The 26,692-nt window shown below is 52.3% G+C and carries 22 protein-coding genes and 1 riboswitch; of the genes, 10 read left to right on the top strand and 12 right to left on the bottom strand.

Going from position 1 to position 26,692, the window contains the following annotated elements; genetic code table 11:
- Positions 1 to 128: 128 nt before the first annotated feature.
- From ppsA to GCD22_RS06300, 3 genes are read left to right on the top strand one after another with little or no spacing between them, the layout of a single operon-like run.
- A complete protein-coding gene (ppsA, locus tag GCD22_RS06310; RefSeq protein ID WP_031569660.1) occupies positions 129 to 2,534 on the top strand; it encodes a phosphoenolpyruvate synthase in 2,406 nt (801 codons plus the stop codon).
- A complete protein-coding gene (gpmI, locus tag GCD22_RS06305) occupies positions 2,531 to 4,054 on the top strand; it encodes a 2,3-bisphosphoglycerate-independent phosphoglycerate mutase (protein ID WP_031569662.1) in 1,524 nt (507 codons plus the stop codon). Before ppsA ends, gpmI begins: the two co-directional genes overlap by 4 nt.
- Positions 4,051 to 5,592: an MFS transporter gene (locus tag GCD22_RS06300; protein ID WP_031569665.1), complete on the top strand. Its 1,542-nt coding sequence runs from the start codon at positions 4,051 to 4,053 to the stop codon at positions 5,590 to 5,592. Before gpmI ends, GCD22_RS06300 begins: the two co-directional genes overlap by 4 nt.
- Before the next feature lie 75 nt (positions 5,593 to 5,667).
- Here the strand turns inward: GCD22_RS06300 and GCD22_RS06295 are convergent, their stop codons facing one another.
- Complete coding sequence (locus GCD22_RS06295; protein ID WP_031569667.1) at positions 5,668 to 6,057, bottom strand: hypothetical protein; 390 nt, start codon at positions 6,055 to 6,057, stop codon at positions 5,668 to 5,670.
- Between the two features lie 3 nt (positions 6,058 to 6,060).
- The gene (locus GCD22_RS06290; RefSeq protein WP_031569668.1) at positions 6,061 to 6,483 is read right to left on the bottom strand and encodes a DUF423 domain-containing protein; all 423 of its coding nucleotides are present in this window, start codon (positions 6,481 to 6,483) and stop codon (positions 6,061 to 6,063) included.
- Between the two features lie 177 nt (positions 6,484 to 6,660).
- Here GCD22_RS06290 and GCD22_RS06285 point away from each other — a divergent pair, with 177 nt between their 5' ends.
- A complete protein-coding gene (locus GCD22_RS06285) occupies positions 6,661 to 7,704 on the top strand; it encodes a complex I NDUFA9 subunit family protein (RefSeq protein ID WP_031569671.1) in 1,044 nt (347 codons plus the stop codon).
- Between the two features lie 126 nt (positions 7,705 to 7,830).
- On the opposite strand, the gene GCD22_RS06280 is transcribed toward GCD22_RS06285, so the two are convergent.
- From GCD22_RS06280 to GCD22_RS06265, 4 genes are read right to left on the bottom strand one after another with little or no spacing between them, the layout of a single operon-like run.
- Positions 7,831 to 8,250 carry a tetratricopeptide repeat protein gene (locus tag GCD22_RS06280; RefSeq protein WP_024894278.1) on the bottom strand — a complete coding sequence of 140 codons (420 nt, stop codon included), beginning with the start codon at positions 8,248 to 8,250 and terminating at the stop codon, positions 7,831 to 7,833.
- Between the two features lie 4 nt (positions 8,251 to 8,254).
- The gene (gene mdoH / locus GCD22_RS06275; RefSeq protein WP_035209658.1) at positions 8,255 to 10,339 is read right to left on the bottom strand and encodes a glucans biosynthesis glucosyltransferase MdoH; all 2,085 of its coding nucleotides are present in this window, start codon (positions 10,337 to 10,339) and stop codon (positions 8,255 to 8,257) included.
- A 1-nt stretch (position 10,340) separates the two neighbouring features.
- Positions 10,341 to 10,844 carry a hypothetical protein gene (locus tag GCD22_RS06270; protein WP_031569675.1) on the bottom strand — a complete coding sequence of 168 codons (504 nt, stop codon included), beginning with the start codon at positions 10,842 to 10,844 and terminating at the stop codon, positions 10,341 to 10,343.
- Positions 10,845 to 10,849: 5 nt separating this feature from the next.
- Complete coding sequence (locus GCD22_RS06265) at positions 10,850 to 12,277, bottom strand: OpgD/OpgG family glucan biosynthesis protein (protein WP_237747383.1); 1,428 nt, start codon at positions 12,275 to 12,277, stop codon at positions 10,850 to 10,852.
- A 464-nt stretch (positions 12,278 to 12,741) separates the two neighbouring features.
- On the opposite strand from GCD22_RS06265, the gene GCD22_RS06260 reads away from it, so the two are divergent.
- Positions 12,742 to 14,169, top strand: a complete 1,428-nt coding sequence (locus GCD22_RS06260) for a dihydrolipoyl dehydrogenase family protein (protein ID WP_010639170.1) — start codon at positions 12,742 to 12,744, stop codon at positions 14,167 to 14,169.
- 20 nt (positions 14,170 to 14,189) lie between these two features.
- Here GCD22_RS06260 and GCD22_RS06255 read toward each other — a convergent pair whose 3' ends face one another.
- Genes GCD22_RS06255 through GCD22_RS06245 form a run of 3 tightly spaced genes read right to left on the bottom strand, consistent with a single transcriptional unit; the run spans position 14,190 to position 16,664 of the window.
- Positions 14,190 to 14,666: a CopD family protein gene (locus GCD22_RS06255; protein ID WP_010639171.1), complete on the bottom strand. Its 477-nt coding sequence runs from the start codon at positions 14,664 to 14,666 to the stop codon at positions 14,190 to 14,192.
- Positions 14,663 to 15,346 (bottom strand): alpha/beta hydrolase, encoded by a 684-nt coding sequence (locus tag GCD22_RS06250; RefSeq protein WP_010639173.1) that lies wholly within the window; start codon positions 15,344 to 15,346, stop codon positions 14,663 to 14,665. Before GCD22_RS06250 ends, GCD22_RS06255 begins: the two co-directional genes overlap by 4 nt.
- Complete coding sequence (locus GCD22_RS06245; RefSeq protein ID WP_081577554.1) at positions 15,333 to 16,664, bottom strand: sigma-54 interaction domain-containing protein; 1,332 nt, start codon at positions 16,662 to 16,664, stop codon at positions 15,333 to 15,335. Before GCD22_RS06245 ends, GCD22_RS06250 begins: the two co-directional genes overlap by 14 nt.
- A gap of 254 nt (positions 16,665 to 16,918) precedes the next feature.
- Between GCD22_RS06245 and GCD22_RS17920 the strand changes: the two genes are divergently transcribed.
- The 4 genes from GCD22_RS17920 to GCD22_RS06225 are packed head-to-tail and all read left to right on the top strand — an operon-like array spanning position 16,919 to position 20,654.
- Positions 16,919 to 17,644 carry an MBL fold metallo-hydrolase gene (locus tag GCD22_RS17920; RefSeq protein ID WP_031569680.1) on the top strand — a complete coding sequence of 242 codons (726 nt, stop codon included), beginning with the start codon at positions 16,919 to 16,921 and terminating at the stop codon, positions 17,642 to 17,644.
- A gap of 10 nt (positions 17,645 to 17,654) precedes the next feature.
- On the top strand, positions 17,655 to 19,289 hold the full coding sequence (locus GCD22_RS06235; RefSeq protein WP_010639179.1) for a cytochrome ubiquinol oxidase subunit I: 1,635 nt from the start codon (positions 17,655 to 17,657) through the stop codon (positions 19,287 to 19,289).
- A 12-nt stretch (positions 19,290 to 19,301) separates the two neighbouring features.
- The gene (gene cydB / locus GCD22_RS06230; protein WP_031569682.1) at positions 19,302 to 20,435 is read left to right on the top strand and encodes a cytochrome d ubiquinol oxidase subunit II; all 1,134 of its coding nucleotides are present in this window, start codon (positions 19,302 to 19,304) and stop codon (positions 20,433 to 20,435) included.
- 15 nt (positions 20,436 to 20,450) lie between these two features.
- Positions 20,451 to 20,654 (top strand): cytochrome bd oxidase small subunit, CydX/CbdX family, encoded by a 204-nt coding sequence (locus GCD22_RS06225; protein ID WP_010639184.1) that lies wholly within the window; start codon positions 20,451 to 20,453, stop codon positions 20,652 to 20,654.
- Positions 20,655 to 21,040: 386 nt separating this feature from the next.
- Here GCD22_RS06225 and thiC read toward each other — a convergent pair whose 3' ends face one another.
- Entirely contained in the window at positions 21,041 to 22,927 is a 1,887-nt protein-coding gene (gene thiC, locus GCD22_RS06220) for a phosphomethylpyrimidine synthase ThiC (RefSeq protein ID WP_031569689.1), read from the bottom strand.
- 67 nt (positions 22,928 to 22,994) lie between these two features.
- Positions 22,995 to 23,091: riboswitch (TPP riboswitch) on the bottom strand.
- A gap of 56 nt (positions 23,092 to 23,147) precedes the next feature.
- On the opposite strand from thiC, the gene GCD22_RS06210 reads away from it, so the two are divergent.
- Positions 23,148 to 24,851: an ABC-F family ATPase gene (locus tag GCD22_RS06210; protein WP_226859343.1), complete on the top strand. Its 1,704-nt coding sequence runs from the start codon at positions 23,148 to 23,150 to the stop codon at positions 24,849 to 24,851.
- On the opposite strand, the gene GCD22_RS06205 is transcribed toward GCD22_RS06210, so the two are convergent.
- Positions 24,814 to 25,113 (bottom strand): hypothetical protein, encoded by a 300-nt coding sequence (locus tag GCD22_RS06205; RefSeq protein WP_024894268.1) that lies wholly within the window; start codon positions 25,111 to 25,113, stop codon positions 24,814 to 24,816. The two genes, GCD22_RS06210 and GCD22_RS06205, sit on opposite strands and share 38 nt — an antisense overlap.
- Positions 25,097 to 26,548, bottom strand: a complete 1,452-nt coding sequence (locus GCD22_RS06200; protein WP_031569693.1) for a phosphomannomutase — start codon at positions 26,546 to 26,548, stop codon at positions 25,097 to 25,099. Before GCD22_RS06200 ends, GCD22_RS06205 begins: the two co-directional genes overlap by 17 nt.
- Positions 26,549 to 26,692 lie beyond the last annotated feature (144 nt).

Raw genomic sequence — 26,692 nt, 5'->3', positions numbered from 1 at the left:
GGACCTTCGCCATTGCTCCGGCAATCATACCAGAGTGCCTCCAATAAAAAGCAACAGCTTGTCCACAGCCATTTCCTTGACTATCTTTTATTCAGAGTGTTTACTCTGATTTATCTGGAGAAAATCTTATGACTGCGAAATACATACGTTTTTTTAATGAAATTCGCATAGAAGATGTGCCCTTGGTCGGTGGTAAAAACGCTTCTCTGGGAGAGATGTATCGCCAACTCACGCCGCAGGGAGTGAAAGTACCCAACGGCTTTGCCATTACCGGCGACGCCTATCACTATCTGCTGGATCAGGCCGGTGCCTGGTCAAAGCTGCATGAGGCACTGGACGGCCTCGACCCCGATAATGTTCGCGATCTGGCCAAACGGGGTGCCAAGGCTCGGGAAATTGTCTATAGCGCGCCCCTTCCCGAAGATTTGCAAACCGAAATTTTGGCCGCTTACGCCCAATTACGTCAGGAATACGGAGATACGCTGTCTTTGGCCGTGCGTTCTTCTGCCACCGCAGAAGACCTGCCTACGGCCAGTTTCGCTGGACAGCAGGATACTTATCTGAACATTTCCGGTGCGGCCGCTTTGCTGGATGCCTGTCGTCGCTGCTTTGCCAGCCTGTTTACCGACCGGGCCATTCATTATCGCGTTGATCAGGGCTTTGATCATTTCAAGGTGGCCCTATCGATTGTCATCATGAAAATGGTGCGCTCCGATCTCGCCACCAGCGGCGTCATGTTTTCACTGGACACTGAAACTGGTTTTAGAGATGCCGTCTTTATTACGGCATCCTGGGGTCTGGGTGAAAATGTTGTCCAGGGAACCGTCAATCCCGATGAATATTATGCCTTCAAACCCGCCTTCCAGAAGGGAAAAAAGGCAGTTTTGCGCAGGGTTCTCGGCAGCAAAAAAATCAAGATGATTTATACCGAGGGAGACACCCGCCATGGGACCCGCAATGTACCGACACATCTCGATGAACAGGAACGCTTTTGTTTGAAGGATGAGGATATATTCATTCTCGCCGATTACGCCATCAAAATTGAAAATCACTACAGCCAGAAAATGGGCGAAAGCCGACCCATGGACATGGAGTGGGCAAAAGACGGACTGGATGGGGCTATTTACATGGTGCAGGCCCGACCGGAAACCGTTGCCTCGCAAAAGAAGGGACAAATTCTGGAGGAGTATATTCTGGGTGAACACGGAAAACGTCTTGGCAGCGGCCGGGCCGTGGGCAGTAAAATTGCTGCCGGACCCGTCCGGATTATTCGTAGTCTTGAACATCTCGCCGAGTTTCGCCCCGGTGAAATACTGGTAGCAGACACCACCACGCCCGATTGGGAGCCGGTCATGAAAAATGCAGCGGCGGTGATCACCAATCGCGGCGGACGAACCTGCCACGCTGCCATCATTGCCCGTGAACTGGGGATACCGGCGGTAGTCGGCGCAGAAACAGCCACCGAAATACTGCACGACGGTGAGCCGGTCACAGTTTCCTGTGCGGAAGGCGATATGGGAAATATTTATGCGGGTCAATTGCCATTTACCGTTCAGCATACCGATCTGGCCGCACTTCCCCGACCCAAAACCAAAATCATGATCAATCTGGGCAACCCGGAAATTGCTTTCCAGACGGCTAATCTCCCCAGCGATGGTATTGGTCTGGCGCGGATGGAATTCATCATCAGCAATACCATCAAGGCGCACCCCATGGCTTTGCTCTACCCGGAAAAGGTCAAAGACCCGCAGGAGCGTCTGGCCCTGGCGAAGCTCACCCAAGGCTACACGCAGCCCCAGGATTTTTTTGTGGAACGGCTATCAGAGGGCGTCGGCACCCTGGCTGCCGCTTTTTATCCCAAACCGGTAGTGGTCCGTATGTCTGATTTCAAAAGCAACGAGTATGCCTCATTGCTTGGAGGTCGCGGCTTCGAACCCAAAGAAGACAACCCCATGCTGGGCTTTCGCGGTGCTTCCCGCTATGCACATCCAGCGTACAAAGAAGGTTTTCATCTGGAATGCCTGGCCATGAAAAGAGTGCGAGAAACCATGGGCCTGGATAATGTCATTTTGATGCTGCCTTTTGTACGCCGCGTGCAGGAAGCCGACGGCGTTCTTGCGCAAATGGCAGAATTTGGCCTGAAGCGCGGCGAAAATGGCCTGAAAATTTATGCCATGTGCGAAGTCCCCAACAATGTGCTTTTAATTGATGCGTTTGCCCAGCGCTTTGACGGATTCTCCATTGGCAGTAATGATCTCACCCAACTCACTCTCGGGGTTGATCGGGATTCGGAAATTGTCGCCTTTGACTACGACGAGCGCGACGAAGGCGTGAAAACCATGATCCGCCTCGCTGTGGATGGCTGTAAACGGCATGGTATCCACTCTGGTATTTGTGGTCAGGCGCCTTCAGACTATCCGGAAATGGCTGAGTTTCTTGTCGATATTGGCATTGAATCCATGAGCCTCAACCCGGATTCCGTACTGAAAACCACCCTGCATGTTCTAGAACTGGAAAAGCGAGAAGCCTCTTGAATATTCAACCCGTGCTGTTAGTCATTTTTGATGGTTTCGGCCTGAACCCCAATCGGGCCTACAACGGCTGGGCACAGGCCCACACGCCGCATCTGGATCATTATTTTGCCAGTCACCCCCATACCGCCCTGCAGGCATCCGGGCGGGCTGTGGGTCTGCCCGACGGACAATTTGGAAATTCAGAGGTCGGTCATTTGACTTTGGGTTCAGGGCGCATTCTGCTTCAGGACATGGTCCGCATATCGGACAGTCTGGCTGATGGCAGTTTTTCCAGCATTCAGAATTGGCAAAATATTTTGCAAAATACCCGGCGCCTGCATCTGGTCGGGATGGTCTCCGATGGCGGTGTGCATTCTCATATTGACCATTTGCTGGAGATTCTCCCTCTGGTGGTACAGGCAGGTGTAGAACCGATTATCCACATGATTACGGATGGGCGGGACACCGCCCCGCAATGTGCAGATGTTTTCGTCCAGATTCTGGAAAAGCGCCTGCAAGAACTGGGCAGCGGCAAAATTGCCAGCATCTGTGGCCGCTATACCGCCATGGATCGTGCCAGTCATTGGGATCGCACCCAAAAAGCCTGGGCCGCCTTGCTGAAAGGTGAGGGACTTCAGTCAGCAAACGCCCTATCGGCTGTTCAGGAAGCCTGGCGACGCGGGGAAGGAGATGAATTTATTCAACCCACCGTCATCGGCAAACCCCAGGAAAACCGGATTGCCGCCGATGAACCCGTATTCTTTTTCAACTTTCGCTCTGACCGCATGCGGCAACTGAGCGCCGCCGTGGCCATGCCCGAATTTGAACATTTTGATCGCGGTTCAGAACAGGCCAGAACCGCCCTTTGCATGACTTCCTACAATGACGCCTATCCCTTTCCGGTCCTGTTCCCGCCGGAAATCCCGACAAAAGTTTTGGCGGAAGTCATCAGTGACGCCGGCCTGCAACAATTCCACTGCGCAGAAACAGAAAAATATGCGCATGTCACCTATTTTTTTAACGGTGGCCGCGAAGAACCCTTTTCGGGGGAGGATCGCGAGATCATCCCATCGCCACAGGTAGCCACCTATGATCTCCAGCCCGAAATGAGTGCGGCAAAAGTCGCAGATCGTATCATTGCAGCACTGGAAAGCGACCAATATCACTTTGTTATTGTCAATTTTGCCAATGGTGACATGGTCGGTCATACCGCCAAAATCCCGGCCATTCTCCGTGCGGTAGAAACGCTTGATCTCCAATTTCATCGGATTACCCAGGTAGCTCTTCAGCACGGTTTCAAAATCATCCTCACGGCTGATCACGGCAATTGCGATGAAATGGTGGATCCAGTGACCGGTGAGCCTCATACCCAGCACACGGTCTATCCCGTCCCCATGCTCCTGATTGGCCACGAATGTGTAAAATTGGGAATTGGCCGGGGCACCGCCGATATTGCGCCAACGATTCTTGATCTCATGGGACTTTCCCAGCCGTCCGAAATGACGGGGAAAAGCCTGATTCTCCGGGACAAGCCGCGTTGAATCCAGACCCAAGCGCCGACATTCACGCAAGTACTGCCAATGCCACTGGATTAAAAAACCCTACTGCGTCACCTGTGGATTCTTCGCACCTTATTCATCCCGATCATGCCGCAATGACCGCCATACTCGACAACAGCCCGATGTTGCTGATCCACTATCGGATTTGGGCCTTGTCCACAGGGGGCACTTTATTGAGTGGGGTTTCCATGTTTTTGCTGGGTGTCACCCTGCCACTGGTAATTCCCCGCCTGCACATGCCTGCCAGCAGTGTCGGCATGGTGGCTGCCATGCTCATGGGGGGAACCGTCATCGGTGCCCTGTTGGGCGGACATATTGCCGATCGTTGGGGGCGCAAACCGGTCATGATCAGCGATATGATTTTGTTGATCATTGCCGCCACATTAGCGGCACTTGCACCCAATGCCACCATTCTGACCCAGGCGGAACTGTTGCTGGGTATCGGTGTCGGCATGGACTTTCCAGTCGCCAGCAGCTATCTGGCAGAATTCATGCCTCAGGGACGCCGGGGCAGAATGATGGCTGCTTCCATCGCTATTCAGTCCGTCGGCATGTTGGCGGGCGTCGCCTTGGCCATTCTCCTGCTGCAAAATGCCCGGACTGGCGATGATACCTGGCGTTGGTTACTGGCCGCAGAAATTCTGGTGGTGCTTCCCTATCTAATCGGCCGCCTGAGCCTGCCGGAAAGCGTACGCTGGTGCATGGGACATGGCCGCAATGCCCAGGCCGCCAAAATTCTCACCCGCTTTGCACCCGACCAGAAAAAACAACTGCTGCAGATTGCCCAACGCCTGGGTAGAAAACATCATCATGTTGCCAAAATTCTGCCAGGTCATCGCCTGGGTATCGCGACGTTATTTGCCCCGGAATATCGTCGGCGGACCCTGCTGGTGACCCTTCCCTGGTTTTTTATGGACATCGCTACTTATGGTATTGGCCTGTTTACCACGATTCTGCTCGGCAGTATGCGCAGCGATCTGCCCGCATTAAGCTCTTCCTTGGGACGGGATCTCAGCAACGCATTGGATAGTGGCAAAGTGGACCTGTTCCTGCTACTGGGTTCGCTGCTGTCGCTCTGGGCAGTTCCCAAACTGGGACGCATTCATATGCAACTCATCGGGTTTTTCGGCATGATCCTGGGAATGACTCTTCTGCTGATTGCTGCACATCAGCATGCAGAAAATGTCATTCAAAAATATTACATGATCCTCGGCGGCTTTATGCTTTTCAATTTATTCATGACGATGGGTCCCAATGCCACCACCTTCATTTTACCAACCGAAATGTATCCTACCCAGGTACGCGCCTTTGGTGCCGGATTTGCCGCTGCAATTGCCAAAATAGGCGCCACCATCAGTGTGTTTTTATTGCCACTCATTCAGGCAAACTGGGGCCTTTCAGCCGTGTTGCTGCTCATGATTCTGGTGAGCCTGCTTGGCCTGGGAATGACCTGGATCTTCCGGGTCCAGGGCCATGGCAAAACCCTCGAAGAACATCATGGCCCGGAGGTACCACAATAGCCTCTGCACCCAAACCTGAATACGGCAGTTGGTCTGGAAGCTTTGCAGCAACTTTGGTCCGCGCCCTGCTAATGCCTATTCCCGTCGCATTTCCACGCGGCGCTGCCATGCCAGAACGGCGTCAACCACTTCCTGATCAAAGTCACGGCTTTCATGCTCCTTGATCAATTTGCGAACCCATTCTACCTGACTACTGATTTCAAAGGTTTTCTGTATATCTGCAAAATACGGATCATTTTCGAGGTAACAGTTTTCCTGCAAAGTACTCCGCTTTATTTTCATCGGCTTAGCCAATTCTGATTGACAAATAACCAGTTTGGAGCGAATTTCAGTGACTGTATATTTTTGAACCCCTTTAATCGTGCCACTATAAGGTACATGTTCGACGACCCAGAATACGTCACCGATTTCAGCGTCCGCAAAATCCAGTTGTTTATGATAAGCGTCATTTTTGGCAATAAGCATACATTATTCCTTCACTTGCATGGATGCCCGCCAGAGGCCGACAGCGAGGAGCAACCAGGCGACAATCCACGCTGTGCCACCCAAAGGGGCAAAAATTGCCCAGAATGACTGGCCGGTAATGACCAGCAAATAAAGTCCCCCGCTGAAAAAAAGCACACCAAGAGCCATCAACAATGCCGAAGCACAAAGTAGCCTTCCTTTACCCCATAATCGAATCAAAATACCCAGCAGAACCAGGCCTAATGCATTATAAATCTGAAAACGCACGGCAATATCGTACACATGCAAACTTTGCCTGCTCACCTGCCCAGCAACCAGATGGTCACCAGCCGCACCGGCAATAATAGCCAGCCCCACCAGCAAAGCACCTAACGCAGAAATTTGTCCTCCCCTGCGGGCACCGTTTTGAATACCACATTCCGCCATTCCTTTCTCCTGGTTCTGTACCTCGCAGTTTCCGGGCATATCCCGCCCAACAGCCATGTGCAGCCAAATCTATTCTCTTATAGCCTACCTTCATGCCCTGATTCAAACTTTCTGCAGCATCGGGGCAGGCTAGCTGTGCTATGCTCTGGCTGATAATTTGCGGAGGAGTATAAGCTCATGGCAACACATAAAATCTGTATTCTTGGTGGCACGGGTTTTGTCGGCCGACATCTGGCGGAGCACCTCAGTCAGGATGGGCACCAGATTCGCATTCTGACCCGCAATCGGGAGCGGAACCGCGAAAACCTGCTGGTTCTGCCACAGGTCGAGGTTGTTGAATGTAATGTGCATAACCCTATTGCGCTGGAGCAACAACTGAAAGGACGGGATGTAGTCATCAATCTGGTGGGCATCCTTAACGAAAACCGTCCGGGGCGCACCGATTATCCGCCCGAACGCCATGGTGATTTTGAAAAAAACCATATTGAGCTTCCCCGTCTGGTCGCTAATCTTTGTGGACATCTGGGCATTCCCCGGCTCCTGCATATGAGCGCCCTCGGTGCCAACCCCATTGCCCCCAGTGCCTACCTGCGCTCCAAAGGTATCGGTGAAGAAATCATCCGTCAGTCTGGCGAAAACAGCGCCAAAAACGGCTATTTCAATTATCTGAATGGTCCGAAATTACTCTGGGGACGCGGTCTTAAAGTGACTTCATTTCGTCCTTCGATCATATTTGGTGAAGGGGACAGCTTCTTCAATCGCTTTGCTCAACTGCTGCGCAATATTCCTTTCTTTTTACCCATGGCCGGCACTGAGGCCAAAATGCAGCCGGTGTGGATTGAAGATGTAGTGAGTGCATTTGTGCAGTCCATAGACGACGAAAAAACGTATGGCAAGGCTTTTGATCTCTGCGGTCCCAAGGTCTATACCCTGGGTGAGTTGATTGCTTATACCCAAAGCCTGATTGGCACGCATCGCAGGGTGATTGCGCTCTGTCCTTTATTGGGCAACCTGCAAGCGGGACTGATGGAAAAACTGCCGGGCAAGGTGCTGACGCGTGACAATTTGAAGTCATTGTCCGTAGATAACATTTCCAGCAAAAAGGATTTGCAGGAAGTGTTTGGTATTCAGGCTACAGCCATTGAAAGTATCGTACCGACTTATCTGGGCGGCAAAGGTCAGCATACCGAACGCTTATCAGCAATCCGTAACCGCCGATAAAACTGCAGCAAACAACCCTTGCCTGGCGGGCTCGGATACTTCCTGATGGGTAATAGGCCTTGTCAGGGGCAATCAGGCTGCCCGCTTAAGCCACTAAAAGCTCTTGGTAGATTTGCCATTTTCAGCTTAGTGGGTAGCGGCACCCTGGTCGCCCTGCCCAAAGTTTTTAATGAGCTCCTCAGCGAGTTCAGTGGGGACTTCACCGAGAATCGCCGTCATCCCGGCCTGGGCACGCGTATCACCCTGCGCTGCGGCGAGACTGAATAACTCGTAAGCGCAGGATAAATCCTTGCGCAGCCCCTGGCCTTGATAAAACAGCAAGCCCAGATTGAATTGCGCGGGTGCATCATTCTGGTCTGCCGCTGCACTATACCAGCGCGCAGCTTCCTGATAATCCTGAGGGACCTCAGACCCTTCGGCGTATTTCACGCCCATATTGAACTGGGCTACGGGATCTCCTGCCTGGGCACGGGCGCGGAGATCATCCAGATCATTGCGGATGCCAGCCAAAGCCATGAGATCAAGGGTTTCACCATTTTTTGCCATAGGGTTATTGTCCTGCCTGATTGATCAGATCCTGATCGTCACTCTCCACGCCCCAGGCCGTCAAGCGTTCCCGGTCATTCATGGACCAGACAGCCCGGTGTAGAGACAGCATGGAGTTGCGATCACTCAAGAGGATATTACGCTCGCGATTACTGAGTTGCTGGGGGCCTTCTTCCAGAGCCTTGTGGCAAAGACTGGCAGCACGCGGCCATAATCCGGTGCGATTGCGCTGCAAGGCGCTGTGAATGGCATTAAAGCGAGGATCAACTACGACCTGCACAAAAGCATCTCCCTCAATGTGCGGAAGATAGGCCACACTGTCACTATCCAATGACTGCAATTCTTCGGGGACGATGACCTCCTCGGGAATCACAAACAGGCGATGCTGGCGTGCCCAGCGTCCCAGCCCAGGGCGACTGGTCCATGCGCCCAAAGGCACGGCGGCGACCAGACCACCCAAAATTGGAACCAACCAGACAAAATGCCAGAAACCCAAAAAGGGGTACAGAGCAACTGCCAGCACCAGCCCCAGTGCCGAACACCAACCAAAAAAACGCAGGGCTACTGACCAGCTGGTTTCCTGGTCACCACGCACCTGAGCCCCCCAACGTACGCCCTTCCCCATGAGGGTTTGAATGACAAACTGACTATGAAAAGCCATCCGGATAGGGGCCATCAAAACCGAAAACAAACTCTCGATCAGCATGCTCAGAATAAGATGAGACAATCCCCCAAACTGCTGGCGGCGACCAGGCTGACGGGCCACCCAAAGAACGGCCATCCACTTGGGTGAAAGCAGTAAAACAGCCGTCACTCCAAACAACCAGAACGGTAAGGGATCAATGCCACTTCCCCAATGAAAAGGGGTGACCGTATCATCATTCCCTCCACCAGCCCAATGCAGGGAACCCAACGCGCCAAGAATCAAAAACAGTCCCCAGAGCGGTGCCGCCAGAAAAGACATGGCCCCGTTGATGAAAAGGAAGCGGTGGGCAGAACGCAAGCCCTCCCCGGCCAGTAAACGCAGATGTTGCAGATTGCCCTGCGCCCAGCGTCTATCCCGTTTCAAATCATCAATCAGGGTGGGAGGAACTTCCTCATAACTACCTGACAGACTGGGTACAAACCACACTTCCCAGCCATTTCTGGCCATCAGTGCCGCTTCGACAAAATCATGACTGAGCAAGGGTCCACCCAGAGGAGGCCGACCGGGTAATACGGGTAAGGCGCAAAATTCGGTGAACGGGGCAGTTCGCAAAATGGCATTATGACCAATGTAATGCCCGTCACCCAACTGCCAGAAACGCAATCCGGCGCTGAAAATCGGGCCATACAGATGCTGCGCAAATTGTTGCAGACGGGCATATAAGGTTTCCCGATTGACGGCCACCGGCTGGGTCTGAATGATACCGACCTGCGGATTTCCTTCCATCATTTCCAGCATGCGATAGAGGGTTTCACCGTTCATGACACTATCAGCGTCCAGCACTACCATATATTCGTAAGCGCGGCCCCAGCGTCTGCAAAAATCAGCGACATTGCCACTTTTGGCTTTATTATTAACTGGTCGCCTTCGATAATGAATTTTGCCAAAAGCATCCAGCGACTCACAAAGCGCCGACCAGACCAGTTCTTCACGTAACCAGACATCAGGATTGCGGGTATCACTGAGCAGAAAAAACTCAAAATGGGCCAAGGCCCCAGCCCGCTGCAAGGATTTGAAAGTGGCCTGTAGCCCGGCAGCCACCCGCTCCACTTCTTCATTATAAATGGGCATGAGAATCGCCACTTTATTCTGTGGGAGGGGCTCAGCCAGGCGGAGTTCGGGGCTACCGGGGGCGGTATCAGTGCGCCCGCTCATCAGCAGAATAAAGCCAACCAGTGCTGTCCAGAAGCCTGCAGAAATCCAGGCAAACAGCATGGAAAATATGATGAGAGTAGGTATTTCCAACCAGAGCGGCAAGCGATCGGCAAGAACCTGATCCAGCATCAGGCCTGCACTACAGGCCGGCAAAATAATAAAAGCACTTAACCAATAACGTCGGTACCGGCTGATGGTTTCCCACTGCCGGGCCATAGCCCGTGCCAATTCAGACTTCTCCGGTCAGAATACGGCGGCTCGTCAATACCTTACCGCGGCCAAACAATGTCTGCCACAGGCGCGATGCGGCAGCCAGCCAGGAACGATTCATGGGAAGAGAGGCCATATTGCTGCGCTGAATGGCAGGCGCTACCTGCTGCTGTAGCCAACGGCATGACCGGGCATCCTGGGCCGCATTTGCAGTCATGCGCAGGGAAAGATCGAGGCGGGCATCCAGCTCATCCCCATTTCCCAGAGTCGCCAGTGCCTGATGCAGGCTGGCAAAAGCCCGGGCATAAAGCGCATCCTGATGGGTTTCCACGCCTTGCAATTGGCTGATCACCTGACCACGTATCCATAAACGCTGGGCATCGGTTAACGCCAGATACGCCATATACCGCTCCATACGAGCAAGAACGGGTGCGCTATTTGCGACGACCAGGGCCTCTGCTGTACAACCTGCCAGCCACTCACCCGCAGGATTGACGCTGTAGCTTGATTCATCTTTAAACATTACACCTACTCCTTTGCCGCATGAAGAAGATAAGTCCAGGTATTGGTCATAACCTGCTTATCGAGGGTTAAATAACAACGCACATTACTGGGTGAAGCCGTTTGCGGCTGTATGACTGCAATCACCCGCCAAAAATGATCCTTAGCATCCCATTCCAGCTTTTGGCTCAAAATCTGAGCCCCGTTTTCAGCCGTGAGATGGGCTTTAACAGGCATATTCCCGGGTAATTTCGTCAGAGCACCACCGCCAAAATCAATAACGACCGTACGCGCTCCGGCGGTTTTCGGGTCATCGCCAAGATAGGTTCCGACGGGATGGGCCAAAGGAATCAGGCCATGGTTATCCAGAAAGAAACGCAAGTTGTAGGCAAAATGCAGGGGCTTTTTCGGAGCGGGTTCCTGATCCGGAACCCAGAAAACATCAATATTGTCCATGTCCCGGTTATTGGTAGGCAGCTCAACGAGACGTACCTGACCCTTTCCCCAGTCTCCTACCGGTTGTACCCAAACACTGGGACGGCGCTGGTATTGGGTTTCAATACCCTGATAGGCGGAAAAATCACGATCTTCCTGAATCAGACCGAAGCCTACCGGGTGATCCATGCTGTAGGTCGTAGCCTGAATTTGCAGGGGATTATCAATAGGACGGGTCAACCACTCGCCATTACCATTGGCCATGACCAGATCGCTGGAATCATGCTGTGCAGGATGCCAGTCGCCGGCGATAATCCCACGACCATGACCGTGCCAGTACATGCTGGTCAAAGGCGCCAGTTCAAGCACCTGTACGGGTTTACGCAAATATATGGTGGCCTGCACCTGTACCTTCGTACTGTCACCGGTCTGGATGGTGAAGCGGTAAGCACCTGTGGCTACTGGACTGTCCATAAGCGCATAAACCACCATATCCTGCGCACCGGCTTGCGGCTTTTCCAGCCAGATCTCTTTGAAGTAAGGGAATATTTCTCCAGACGGTTGGGCCGTATCAATACCCAGACCGCGTGCTGAAGTGCCATAAACGGCATGTTTACCCACCGCACGAAAGTAGGTTGCGCCCAAAAAGGAAATAAATTCGTTATAGTTCGGCGGCGTATTCAGGGGCGCTAACAAGCGGAATCCGGCATAACCCAGGTCACTCGGCAGATCAGCGGGAACCTTTAAATTACCAAAACTGAAGTCTCCGAGATTAAAAGGGATGGGTCGCACCTTGCCATTGACCACTTCGCGGATGACTTCAGGCTGATGAAACCAGGAACCGGGCAGGTAAAATTGTGCCTGAAAAGGCGTATTCTCGTTCTGCCACAAAGGTCTCGTGTCCTGAATCTGACTGTACTGTTCAGGGCTTAGATTTTTGAGAAAAGCAGGAATCGGCAAAGGCTTGGGATTATAATGCGTGTCTACCAGTGCCTGGGCCTTGGACTCTACGTTCTGCATGTTAAAATCATTCGCCGACGCCGCAATGCTGAAGGCCCAGCCTGACAGACTGAGCGCAATAGCAGAAGCAAGCTTCAAGGAGGAATAATTATGAGATAAATAGTTCATGGTGATTGTTAAGCAATTCTTGTACCAAAATATTAACTATATGTTTATAATTTACTTTTTTTGAATGCCCTGATATTTTTGTCGCCTCTGCCCGACGCAGAATGCCGAAATCAGCCATAAAAAATGCTATGGATAATGCCGTCATTCATCAATAATTTTGCGGACAAGATCTAACCCGCTGAAAGTATTAATTTATCTAAATTTCCTGTTAAACTGATGCAACTTTGCGCGACACCAAACCGTAACCGTAACAAAAACCTTCTCGTCGCCGAAAAACAACAGGAAATTTTATTACCGCAAAATACTTCATAAACTACTTTTTAAATATTTTTCAACCGAATGATAAGGATGGACTTATGAGCAATTATCAAGTAGATATCACCATTATTGGTAGTGGACCAGGCGGATATCGTGCTGCAGTTTTGGCGGCTTTACGTGGCCAAAAAGTGGCCATTATTGAAAGTGCTACCTGGGGCGGAACCTGCCTCAACCGTGGTTGTGTTCCCAAAAAAGATTGGCACGAAACGGCCAAATGGATTGAACAAAGCCGGCATTTTGCCAAACGCGGTGTCATCGGCACTGACCTGAAAGGAGACATGGCTCAAGCCTGGGAACACCAGCACCAGGTAGTCGAGTCCGTTCGCAACAGTTACGTGGATTACCTCAAACGTCTGGGGGTGCAACTGTTGGAAGGAACCGGCAGCTTTGTAGATGCCCGGCATATTAGCGTTGACGGCCCAACTGGCAGCAGCCAGATACAAACGCGGTACACAATTATTGCTACGGGATCCACCCCTGCCCTTCCCGAGGGCATCCAGACCATTCCTGGAAAAGTGCTCACCAGCGACATGCTTTATGACGACGGAGCTCCGGCGGGCAAGCGCGTTATACTGATTGGCGGCGGCGTAATCGGCACAGAGTTTGCGTATATTTTTGATCAGCTGGATAAAGACGTGCAATGGCTGGTGAACTCCGCCTCACTGGCCCATACCCAATTTTCACCACAAGCCAAGGATACCCTGAAAGCCGCCCTCAACGCCTTGGATATTAAGGCCGTAGAGCATTTTCGCGTAGCACGCATTGCCGAGGATGATCAGGGCGTGACGGTTTTTGCAGAAGACGGGCAATCCGTACAGGGCGACTGGGTACTATTGGCAACCGGGCGTAAGGCTTTCACCCAGGGCCTGGGTCTGGAAAATACGGCTGTGGAACTTGATGAAAAAGGCTTTGTACAAGCAGATGAACACCTGGAAACCGCAGAACCGGGTATTTTTGCCCTTGGGGATGTAGTGGGCCCGATCATGAATGCCAATCAGGCTCTGAGCGACGCCCAAATCATCATTCACAACCTGCTCAGTGAAGAAAAACTGGAGCGGAATCCAGCCTGGGTACCGGAACTGGTTTATTCAGCGGTAGAGCTGGCGCGCATTGGCCTGGATGATGACACAGCAGAAGACCAAGGTTATGAACCAGCCGTAGGCTTCGCGGCGTTTGAAACCTCGCCAAGGGCATTGGGTCAGGATGACACGGCAGGTTTCGTGCGACTGCTCGCTGATATGGATAGTGGTGAGTTATTGGGCGGCGAAATTATTGGCCGGGATGCCGGAGAACTGATTCATCTGCTCGCCAACAGTGGCGATCGCCAAGAAGCGCTGCGCCGTATTGCCGAAATACGTGTCAATCATCCATCCCGCGCCGAAGAACTGGTCAACGCCACCGAAACACTGGCAGCCCGCTGGGGACTGGAAGAACAGATTTTTGGATCTGCGGAATCATCTGATTAGGCATCAAAACTCAGCCACTATCACCAGGGCGTGCCAAACACGCCCCATATCCCCACCAGAATGACAATAAAAGATAGCACAAGATTGGTGCTGGCCAGCATTCGCACCTGACCCAGGGCTTTCGAACCCGCCTGCCAGTCCTCATCACGTACCGCCCGGCGCAGCCGTTTGAGTGGTGCAAAATAAGTATGCAGAACAATCATCACCATGATCGTGCCTAATACCACCATAATCCATTCGGGGATGGTCAGAGCGGCAAATCCCCCGTAGAAAACGAACACCATGCTATAACCCGTGAGCAATAACAGGAAAGCCGCGAGCAACATCCAGAAAAAGAAACGGCGCAGCAACACATGCATCAAGGCAATACGCGTACTGTTCTGCGTGATTTCTTTTTTCAGGGTCGGGGCCAGCACCATCGTCACAAAAAACAGGCCGCCAATCCAGACAATCACCGCGAGTATATGTACAAACTGCTCAATCCAGAGGGTATTCATGATTTTTTCAAATTTCCTTGCATGACTATGCTGTCCAAAAATTTCCGTGCGTCCACAAGCTCTACCGCACAAATACTATGATCCATGGGATAAATATGGGTACTGAGAGCGTACCCCAGGGATTCCATGATGTCGCGGGCAATTTCCATATATTCCAAAGGCAGAACGGTATCGGAACGACCATGCCCCCAGAAAATCGGAGTCACCTGAGCGGACTGAGGAAGCGTCTGGCGAAGCGGTAAATAGGCGCTGAAAGCCAGCACAGCTGCCGCCGGACAAGCATGATGAAAAGCCAAATAAAGCGCCATCGCCCCGCCCTGGGAAAACCCGCCCAGTATCAAGGGTTGAGTACCTGCCTGCTGCTGTTCATGCTCCATCAGCGCAGCGAGGCGAGTCGCCATGTGTTCCATTCCCGCTGCATCTTCGCCAGAATCCCGACCCAGCCCATAAATATCATACCAGGCCCGCATTGGCCGCCCGCCATTGAGAGTGACCGGACGTACTGGAGCATCGGGGAGAACCCATCGAAACTGTTTTTCCGGATCGACAAAGTCTGCGAGGGGAGCAAGGTCTTCTTTGGATGCGCCCAGGCCATGCATCAACATAATGCAGGGGGCCTCTTGCTGCGCTGCGGCTCGGATCCACAAGCCTTCGGGCCAGATATTTTCATTCAAGACCATGTGCTTCCTTCAAGGCATCCAGCTTACGATAAAGGGTGCGCTCACTGACACCCAGCCGGGCGGCCAGACTGCGTCGATCCCCGCCAAAAGCACTCCGCGCCCATCGTAAATACTGGGCCTCCAGATCAGCCAAGGGAACAATGGCATCCAAGCCGGAAATTTTGGCATGATTATCCTGTTTGGGCGGCGTGCCTTGCTCTTGCAGGGCCAGGGGCAGATGCTGGGGGAGTATCCAATGTTCATCGGCCATCAGCGCCGCGCGTTCAAGAATGTTGCGCAACTCGCGGATGTTGCCCGGAAAAGTGTATTGACCCAGCAACTGTAGAGTATCAGCGTGCAGTTGCAGCCCCTTGGCTGCCGGGATGCGCTGCAAAATGGCTGCGGCCAGCAAGGGAATATCATCCAGACGATCCCGCAACGCCGGTAAAGCAATGGGGAACGTGTTGATACGATAATAAAGATCCTGACGGAAACGCTCCTCTGCGACCATTTTTTCCAGATGACGGTGCGTTGCTGAAATCAGTCGAAACCGGGAACGAATCGGTTCAACCCCCCCTACCCTGCGAAACGTGCCGGTTTCCAGAAGCCGCAACAATTTCACCTGAAGGTTAAGAGGAATGTCACCCACTTCGTCCAGAAACAAGGTTCCCCCATTGGCGGCTTCAACCAAACCGGTTTTTCGGGACTGGGCACCCGTAAATGCGCCTTTTTCATGACCAAACAATTCGCTTTCAAAAAGTGTTTCCGGCAAACCGGAGCAATCGACGGTGATGAAGGGTCCGTGACTGAGATGACTGGCCTGATGTACCGCCGCTGCAGCCAGTTCCTTGCCGGTTCCGGATTCCCCCAGAAGGAGCACTGCCGCATCACCGGGAGCTACCCGTCGAATGAGGCGCACTACCTCCCGCCAGGCCTCCGATTGGCCGACCATAGCCGGTGTCCCATGCGTTGCGTCTGCGGGGGTCACATTCAGCAATTCAAGAAAATAAACGACTTCGGCGCGTTCATTACGAATAGGGTACAAATCAATTTGGGTATTTCCCGAGGTATGGGAATGGACTACATGCTGATCCACGCCCGTCTGCTGACAGTTGTCCAGAGGACAGTGATTACCACTTTGCTGACAGGCAAACCCCGCCTCGGCCATAATTTCCGCACAACGTCGACCCTGCAGGGGTTTGCCATCGCCAAAAGCGCGCCGGTAGGCCTGATTGGCGGCCAATACTGTATAGTCGGCGCACAAAAGTACTGCCGGAGTACTAAAACAATCCAGTAATGAAGTCATTTCAGGTCGCAATTGTTTCAGTAAATCAGTCATAAACCTCCCGCCGCAGCACCTGCGCACTGACAATTGTAGCAGTCTCTGCCAAATCGTCTATGTCATTTTTGACAGTTTACGGGTGTGCGGCTGCAGGGGCACTAGGCCTTCAGAAAAATATACCGCCCAAATTTCAAATATTACATTGAAATAATGATGTTTTTTCATAAAAAGGATATCCGCATACAAACTCCTGAAAATGGCACAGAGTTTGCTGATGCTCTGACGTCCGGTGGCAACTGACGGTGGAGCAGATGATTTTTAGACAACTATGTGATTCCCAAAAAGGCGCACTCAGCTATTTGCTGGGTGATCCCGTCACTCGGGAAGCCGTCATTATTGATCCGGTGCCTGCGCTTTTGGAAAGTTTCGCACTATTTATTCAGGAGCGGGGCCTCATCCTGACGTACATATTGCAGACCCACCATGAGGTCGAACAGATGAGTGCGGCAGAAGAGCTGAAGACGGCCACTGGGGCGCGGGTGCTGGCTCATGAGAGTAATACAAACAGTCAGATTGATCTGCGTTTGCGCCATGGCGATCGCCTTTATTTTGGCGAAGAAAGCCTGCAGGTTTTGCATACTCCCGGACAAAGTCCCTGCGCCCTCACTTACCATTGGGAGGATCGCCTGTTTACTGGAAAAACCTTATTGGTCAATAGCACCCTGCCCTGCCCCAGCACAGATGATACGCGAGTACTTTATCAAAGTATTACTCAACAATTAATGACATTTCCAGGAGAAACCCTGGTATACCCCGGTCTCGAAACCAAGGAAAGACGCCTGACGAGCATTGAAGAAGTCCGCCGCAAAGACAACTGGTTCCATAACCAAAATGGACATCGGGAAATTTTTCAAAAGTATTCCCGCCTGTTCACCAATAGCACCAGTAAAAGCAGTAACGCAGTAAAAAAACCCGGATCACCTGATGAAGAGGTGCACCGTTACACGCCGGACCGGAACAACCCGGTTTCTTTGTAGGAGGATGTTCATGGATATGTTAATTAATCCCACGGTGGTCGAGCTGTCGCGTCTGCAGTTTGCGCTGACAGCCCTGTATCACTTTCTGTTTGTACCCCTGACTCTGGGCCTGTCATTTCTGCTGGCCACCATGGAGTCGGTTTATGTCATCACGGGGAAACCCATTTACAAGGAAATGACCCAGTTCTGGGGCAAGCTTTTCGCCATCAATTTTGCATTGGGTGTGGCCACGGGCCTGACCATGGAATTTGAGTTTGGTACCAACTGGTCCATGTACTCCCATTTCGTCGGAGATATTTTTGGTACGCCTCTGGCTATTGAAGGCCTGATGGCGTTTTTCATGGAATCCACCTTTGTGGGCATCATGTTTTTTGGCTGGGACCGGATCAGTGCCAAGGCCCATCTGGTCGTTACCTATCTGGTAGCGCTGGGCTCCAACCTTTCCGCATTGTGGATTCTGATCGCCAATGGCTTCATGCAGGACCCCAGAGGCGGAACCTTTGATCCCAATACCATGCGCTTGGAATTCAGCAGCTTTGTCCAGTTGATTTTTAATGAAGACGCTCAGGCAAAATTTGTCCATACCTCCATCGCCGGTTTTGTGACCGGATCCATGTTTGTCATGGGGATCAGTGCCTTCTATCTGCTCACCAACAAGCGCAAGGATATTGCCCTGCGTTCATTTCGTATTGCTGCCGTTTTCGGAGTGATTTCCACCATTGGTGTGGTGACTCTGGGCGATGCACTGGGCTTCATTGACGCCAAGGCTCAACCCATGAAAGTGGCGGCCATGGAAGCCATCTGGAATACAGACTACAACACGGCATCTGCACCCTGGAATCTGATTGCTTTCCCGGATAAGGCTGCAGGTAAAAACCTTTTTGAAATTGGTGTTCCCTATGTGCTGACGCCTCTGCTTACCCACTCGGAGGACACCGTCATCCCCGGTATTCATCAATTGGTGGATGAAGCCAAGCCCAAAGTAGTTAATGGCATCAAGGCCATGGTTGCCCTGAAAGAATATAATCATGACCACAGTAACGTGCAGGCTTTGGCGACCTTCAAACAGTATCAGACAGACATGGGCTATGGCTTTCTGGCCATGCAGTACGCCCCTGATCAGGACCTGAAAAAGGTGGATGCCAGCAATCTCGCCAGCGTCGTGGACAAAACGGCTCACGAAACGGTTCCCAATGTCTGGGTAGAATTTTGGGCATTCCGTATCATGGTGGCTTTCGGCTTTATCATGCTCGCCATTTTTGCATTTGCCGCCTATTTCAGCCTCAAAAATGAGGTGGAAAAGCATCCCCTGCTCCTGAAAGTCGCCTTATGGAGTATTCCATTACCCTGGTTTGCCTGTGAATTTGGATGGATTACGGCAGAAAATGGTCGGCAACCCTGGACGGTTTACAATATGTTGCCCACCTTTGTGTCAGCTTCCAGTCACAGCGTCGGCTACATGATTTTCTCCCTGATCGGTTTTGTACTGCTTTACAGCTCGTTCATCGCTGCAGAAATGTACCTGATGTTCAAATACGCGCGTCTTGGCCCACAAGCCAGCCATCATGGTCATGACAAGGCTCCTGCCGGGGGCGGTATGGCCGGTCAGCCCGTTTTTGCCAAGCCCAGTCTGGCCAAGAAATAAGGAGGCAACACAATGGATCTCTATATTGGACTTAAACTATTGTGGTGGGTGCTGCTGGGCGTCCTGCTCATGGGCCTTGCCATCATGGTGGGCATGGACATGGGTGTTGGTACCCTGCTGCGCTTCGTCGGCAAAAATGACGGCGAGCGCCGTCAGGCCCTGAATGTGGTGGGTCCCCATTGGGACGGTAATCAGGTCTGGTTTATTCTGGGCGGCGGGGCCATTTTTGCGGCCTGGCCAACCCTTTACGCCACTTCTTTTTCAGTTTTTTACATTGTCATGATCCTGCTGCTGTTCAGTATGATTTTACGTCCGGTGGCTTTTGAATATCGCTCCAAAGTGGCGGCCAGCAAGTGGCGGGATTCCTGGGACTGGGTTTTCCTGGTCTCCGGCTTTTTGCCCATGTTTGTTTATGGAGCAGCCATCGGTAATATTCTCGAAGGCGTCGGCTTTCATTTTGGTTGGGATGGTCAGTATTATCAGACGGAGTCCTTCATCTGGTATTTGTTGAACCCCTTTGCCATTCTGAGCGGCTTATTGGCGGTCAGCATGTCGGTATATCAGGGCGGGGCCATGTTGATGCTGCGCGGTACCGACCCCATTGCTTCCCGCGCCCGGAATTACGCCAGCACTGCAGGGATCATTGCCATTGTGCTGTTTATCATTGGTGGCTTCATGATTTCCGGCATGACGGGGTATAGCCTCATCAGCGGTGATCCGGGAATGCCCGCCAACGCCGTCAGTGGTCAGGTGGTGCATGCGGTTTCTGGTGCATGGCTGGATAATTATGCAGCACAACCCATTTTGTGGATTATCCCGTTGCTGGCCATTGCCGGGATGCTGTTCGGTGCATTGATGTTGCGTGCCAACAAACCCATCCTCGGCTGGTGGTTGGGAGCCATTGCCTGGATTGGCATTTTAGGCACGGTAGCAACTTCCATGTTCCCTTTCCTGATGCCTTCGTCTGAGAATCTCAACCAAAGTCTGACTATCTGGAATGCTTCGGGAAGTCGTTACAACCTGATCTGGATGACCATTTTCACCGCCATTTTCGTACCCACGATTTTGGCTTATACCACCTGGTGTTTTCGGGTCATGCGCGGCAAGGTCAACCCGCCCAACCCCGCCGATGACCATGCTTATTAAGGGAGCAACCCAGTCATGAAAAATCTTTTCACTTTTGTCGGGATGGCTCTCATCATGGCGTTATCCCTGTTTCTGGCAGTCATCACTGGTGACTATGGCCCCTGGTATTTCGCCTGGTTGGTGGGTACGACCATGATTGTGCTGATCGCCGTCGCCGGTGCGGTTATGTATGAAAAACAGGATGCGGAAAGTCAGGACAAAACCGGACACTCACACTAAGGGAGTTAGACCATGCATCTGGAAGACTATATTTTCTTTTTGCCCATTGTGTATTTTTTCATCACCGTCATCGCGTATTTTTATACACGCAAGCGGTTCTGAGTCGAGTCAGTGATCGGGACTTTGTCCCGGTCAAAAAAGCCCGGTTTATCCGGGCTTTTTTATTGTAGAAAATCAGATCACCACCTAAAAAGGGCAGTTGCCATAGGTACTTTTTGCTCCGTTGTCCCTCGCCTGTTGTTCTAAGGCTCATCCTGCTGTCAGGAGAGAACTCGCCCTGCGGGCTCAAACAGCTCTCCTGACGGGCGCAGGATTTCGCCAAGAACAACAACGGCGCAGGCCAAAAGTCGCTGCAAAGTACCTATGGCAACTGCCCTTTTTAGAACTCAACGCAAATAAATGTTTTTACCTAAACGCCGGAAGTCCTCGGCTTTTTCCTGCAAGCCCCGGGCGCGCGCCGCCTCCAGATCTTCTGCGCCTTGATTCTGGGCGTATTCCTGCAAATCCTGGGAAATTTTCATGGAGCAGAAATGCGGTCCACACATGGAACAGAAATGCGCGGCCTTGGCCCCTTCCTGGGGAAGGGTTTCATCGTGATATTCCCGGGCTTTTTCCGGGTCCAGACCCAGGTGAAACTGATCTTCCCAGCGAAATTCAAAGCGCGCCTTGGACAAGGCATTATCCCGCACCTGGGCACCCGGATGGCCCTTGGCCAGATCCGCAGCATGGGCAGCAATCTTGTAGGTAATAGCCCCTTCCCGGACATCATTTTTATCGGGTAAGCCCAGATGTTCCTTGGGGGTCACATAGCAGAGCATGGCAGTACCATACCAGCCGATCTGTGCTGCACCGATGGCACTGGTGATATGGTCATAGCCTGGAGCAATATCTGTGGTCAAGGGTCCCAAAGTATAAAACGGGGCTTCAAAACAGTGCTGCAACTCTTCGTCCATATTGGCGCGAATCATCTGCATGGGCACATGGCCGGGACCTTCAATCATCACCTGCACGTCATGCTTCCAGGCAATCTGGGTGAGCTCACCCAAAGTATGCAACTCGGCAAACTGCGCTTCATCGTTGGCATCTGCCAGACAACCGGGACGCAGGCCATCGCCCAGTGAAAAGCTGACATCATAGGTTTTCATGATTTCACAGATTTCCTCAAAATGAGTGTAGAGGAAACTTTCCTGATGATGCGCCAGACACCATTTGGCCATGATGGAACCACCCCGGGAAACAATACCCGTAAGCCGCCGGGCAGTAAGAGGCACATAACGCAGCAATACTCCGGCATGAATGGTGAAGTAATCCACGCCCTGTTCAGCTTGCTCAATCAGCGTATCGCGGTATAAGTCCCAGGTCAGATCTTCAGCTTTGCCATCGACTTTTTCGAGGGCCTGATAAATGGGTACGGTACCAATGGGAACGGGGCTGTTGCGAATAATCCATTCGCGGGTTTCATGAATATGCTTGCCGGTGGATAAATCCATCACGGTGTCGGCACCCCAACGGATGGACCAGACCATTTTTTCGACTTCTTCGGCAATGGAAGAAGTGACCGCTGAATTACCGATGTTCGCATTGATCTTTACCAGAAAATTGCGGCCGATGATCATCGGTTCCAGTTCGGGATGGTTGATATTGGCAGGGATGATGGCACGACCACGGGCAATCTCTTCACGGACGAATTCCGGGGTGACCACATCCGGAATCTGCGCTCCGAAGGATTCGCCACGATGCGCGCGAAACAGTTCGGGATGGGTGGCGCGCAATTTTTCCAGGCCCTGATTTTCACGAATAGCCACATATTCCATTTCTGGGGTGATGATTCCACGTCGTGCATAATGCATTTGGGAGACATTTGCGCCTTCTGCGGCCCGCCGGATTTCGCGGCGCTGTTGAAAACGCAAATCAGCCGTCCTGACATCAGCGAGGCGGGCCCGACCATAAGCCGAACTCGGTTCAGGACGATGCTCCAGCGGCGTCTCCATGGCAGTCCACTGCCAACGGGTAGCAGGGAGTCCCGCATGAATATCAATCTGGGTATTAGGATCAGTGAAGGGACCACTACAGTCATACACGGGAATATTCGGATTATGCTCCACCGAACCATCGCGGTTGCGGGAGTCGGTCTGCTGGATTTCACGAAGAGGAATACGTAATTCAGGATACATTTCACCGCTGAGGTAGGCCTTGCGGGAACCCGGTATGGATCCTGTGGTGACCGTGGCTTCCTGCATGTTATGGGTAATATCGGTGGGACGTGTCGCCATTGTGCTTCCTCCAAATTCCAGTGCATTGCGAAAAACATGATCGGGACACGGAAGAAGGACGCAGACAGTTGATCCTGTAGCGCTTCCCTACGCCGGCATGACCCGGATCAGGTTCCAAGGGTTCCTCTCAGCCTGCCCCCTGGCAGACGCCCCCAGCGTTGTTCAACTTGTAAAGCTAAGGTATAGGCTTGATTGCTGTCAAGCGGACCATTTGTTCAGCATGCCCACAGGCAAGGACACTTATATCCCGATCAGTGCTATCATTGCTCCCATTCATTATTGCGTATTGGAGTATGCCGTGCTCAGTACCCATCAACTGACCATGCAGTTTGGTTCAAAACCATTGTTCGAGAACGTGTCCGTGGACTTCGGGGACGGCAACCGCTACGGTCTGATTGGAGCTAACGGTAGTGGCAAGACCACTCTCATGAAAATCCTGGGTGGCGACCTCGAACCCAGCGCCGGAAATGTCAGCTTGAGTAGTGGCGAACGGCTGGGCAAATTGCGCCAGGATCAGTTTGCCTTTGAAGAATATACGGTACTGGATACGGTCATGATGGGTCATGGCGAATTCTGGAAGGTGAAAATGGAGCGCGATCGCCTCTATTCCCTGACGGAAATGAATGAAGAAGATGGCATGGCGGTAGCCCATATTGAAAGTGACTTTGCCGAACTGGGCGGTTATTCCGCTGAAGCTCGCGCCGGGGAACTCCTTATTGGCGTGGGCATTCCTCTGGAGCAGCACGACGGCCTGATGTCGGAGGTGGCGCCGGGCTGGAAACTGCGCGTGCTTTTGGCCCAGGCTTTATTTGCCGATCCTGATATCCTCCTCCTGGATGAACCTACCAACAATCTGGATATTCATACCATTCAGTGGCTGGAAGAATTGCTGAGCACCATCAAAAGTACCATCATCATCATTTCCCATGACCGGCATTTTTTAAATAGTGTTTGCACCCACATGGCCGACCTGGATTACGGCGAACTGCGTGTTTATCCCGGTAATTATGATGACTACATGCGCGCATCCACGCTGGTCAAGGATCAATTACTGGCCGATAACGACAAGAAAAAGGAAAAAATGGCAGAACTGCAAAGTTTTGTCAGCCGTTTTTCGGCGAATGCCTCCAAAGCCAAACAGGCCACTTCCCGCGCCCGTCAGCTTGAAAAAATCCAGTTGGAAGAAGTCAAACCTTCCAGCCGCCAGAATCCCTATCTGGTTTTTCAGCAGGAGCGCAAGTTGTATCGTTATGCCCTGGATGCCAAAGATTTATCAAAGTCTTTCGGTGAGTTGCGCCTTTATCAGAAGCTGCGGCTGCATATTGAAGCAGGTGAACGTATTGCGATTATCGGTGCCAATGGTCTGGGGAAAACGACTTTATTGCGCTGCCTGATAGGTGAAACGGAACCGGATGCCGGGGTGATCAAATGGGCGGAAAATGTCAAAATCGGTTATTTCGCCCAGGATTATGCGCCGGAATTTGCGGAGGACATGACTCTTTTCGACTGGATGTGCCAATGGCGCAGCGAAAAAGACGATGATCAGGCTATTCGTGGGGTTCTCGGCCGTCTGCTCTTCGGTCAGGATCAGGTCGGGCGCTCCGTCAAGGTGCTGTCGGGTGGCGAAAAAGGCCGGATGTTATTTGGCAAGCTTACCCTGCAAAAACCGAATGTCCTGATTCTGGATGAACCCACCAACCATCTGGATATGGAATCCATCGAATCATTGAACAACGGGCTGGAAAAGTTCGATGGAACCCTGATTTTTGTCAGCCATGATCGCGAGTTTGTCTCTTCCCTGGCGACCCGCATTATTGAATTCACCGCTCAGGGCATTGAAGATTTCAAAGGCAGTTATGAGGATTATCTACTCAGCCAGATCAGCGTCAGCGACGCCGGGAAAAAGAGCGCCAAAAACCGATAAGCAGGAAGAGGAAACCCAGTACCAAAATCCCTCCGATCCATTTCCAGCGCACCATGTTCAGAATATTGGCCAGATGCAGGAGGCTCCCGGCTTGCGCATCCACCCCATGATGGACCGCCAGCACCGCTACGGCATTGGTTTTGAAAACCACCCCCAGATATCGCAGCACCATCAGGAGCAGGTCGAGAATGATCAGTCCGGTTCCTGCATAGATCCACCATGCCCGGGAAAGACGTGGCAACAAGTTAATGCCGCCAGCCATGCATAATTTGCAAAGCAGCACGCAACATGCGCTCGGCTTCTTCAGGCGAATCCGCTTCGCTGTAACATCGCAATTCCGGCGCATTTCCCGAAGGACGCAAGTGAATGATGGTGCCATTTTCCAGAGTCACACGCACCCCGTCGGTATAATCCAGACTGCCTGCCGGGCCTGCCACTTTTCCAAAAGTCTGGCTGAATGCTGCCAGACTCAGGACATTGTCGGTTCCCCTGAAAGCATCCAGATGCTGCTGACTCAACCGGGTTGGAAAATCCTGCAGCCGGTCACTGGCGGTAAAACGCGGGGGTAAATGGTCCAACAGTGTCGCAAGAGCAATACCTTGCTGTTTTGCCGCTGTCAGAACAGTGAGCATGGGGAGAATGGCATCACGGGTTGGGAGCGGCTGCAAGGTCTGTCCATGCTGCTGCAGGGGACTGCCCAGCAGGAATCCGCCGTTGGCTTCATAACCCACTACGGGCCCCTCACCGGCAGCGAGAGCAGCCTGCATGGCTTCAATGACATAAGGCGAACCAATGCGGGTACGGTGGATCCGCGTGAACAATCCCGATAACTCCAGCGCAGTATTACTGCTGACCGGGGTCACCACAGTTTGTGCGCCCAGGGCCCGGGCTGTAAGCACACCCAGCACATCGCCGCGCCACCAGCGCCCCGTAGTGTCCGCAATCATGGGGCGATCAGCGTCTCCATCTGTCGTCAGTAAGGCATCCAGCTGATGCTCGGCCACGGCCTGTTGGGCAAACACGGTATCTTCAGGGCGCAACGCTTCCGTATCCAATGAAACAAATTCTGCAGAACGGCCCAGTGGCAATACTTCCGCACCCATAGCGACCAAAATATCGACCAGCAGATCCCGGGCCACTCCAGAATGCTGATACACACCGAGCCGCAAGCCTGCCAGACTTTCCTTGCCAAAAAAATCCAGATATCTATTCTGGTAGTTTTGCAGATAATGCAGGTCGGCATCCGGCACCAGCGGCGGGTGCAACAAGGCACCCTGTTCGGTAAATAAACCCGCTGCAACTTGCATGTCCTGGGCGAGAATACCAGCTTCGTCGGTCTTCATCAGTTCGCCGTGCGGACGATTGAATTTGATGCCGTTACGATCGAAGGGAATATGACTGCCGGTTACCATCAACGAAGGGATTCCTGCCGAGATTCCGGCAAAAGCCAGTGCCGGCGAGGGCAGATAACCGGCAAATTGGGGTTTGCCCTCCTCTGCCAGCACCGCAGCCCAACTGGCAGTCAATATGCGTGGGGTACTGGGTCTTAAATCGCCGCCGAGAATCACTTTCTCACCGCTCTGATATTCGCCGATGTCGCGGAGATAACGAAGAAATGCCCGCACATGGATAAAAACCAGCTGATCGGTTAAATCGCTGACCAGGCCTCTTAACCCACTGGTTCCAAATGCTGCCATCTTCCTACTCCTCCGATCCTGTTCAGTGTTTACGTCATGATAACCAGATAAATGCCAAAAAGGCAGTTAGCATGGATAATTTGCACACTTTCCCAGAGGGCTACAGGCTGTGTATCATGGTCCATTAGTATTCACAACGGATAT

Source organism: Acidithiobacillus thiooxidans ATCC 19377 (assembly GCF_009662475.1).
Taxonomy (GTDB): Bacteria; Pseudomonadota; Gammaproteobacteria; order Acidithiobacillales; family Acidithiobacillaceae; genus Acidithiobacillus; species Acidithiobacillus thiooxidans.
The sequence above is the reverse complement of the archived record's forward strand: the minus strand, read 5'-3'. Positions and strand labels throughout refer to the sequence as shown.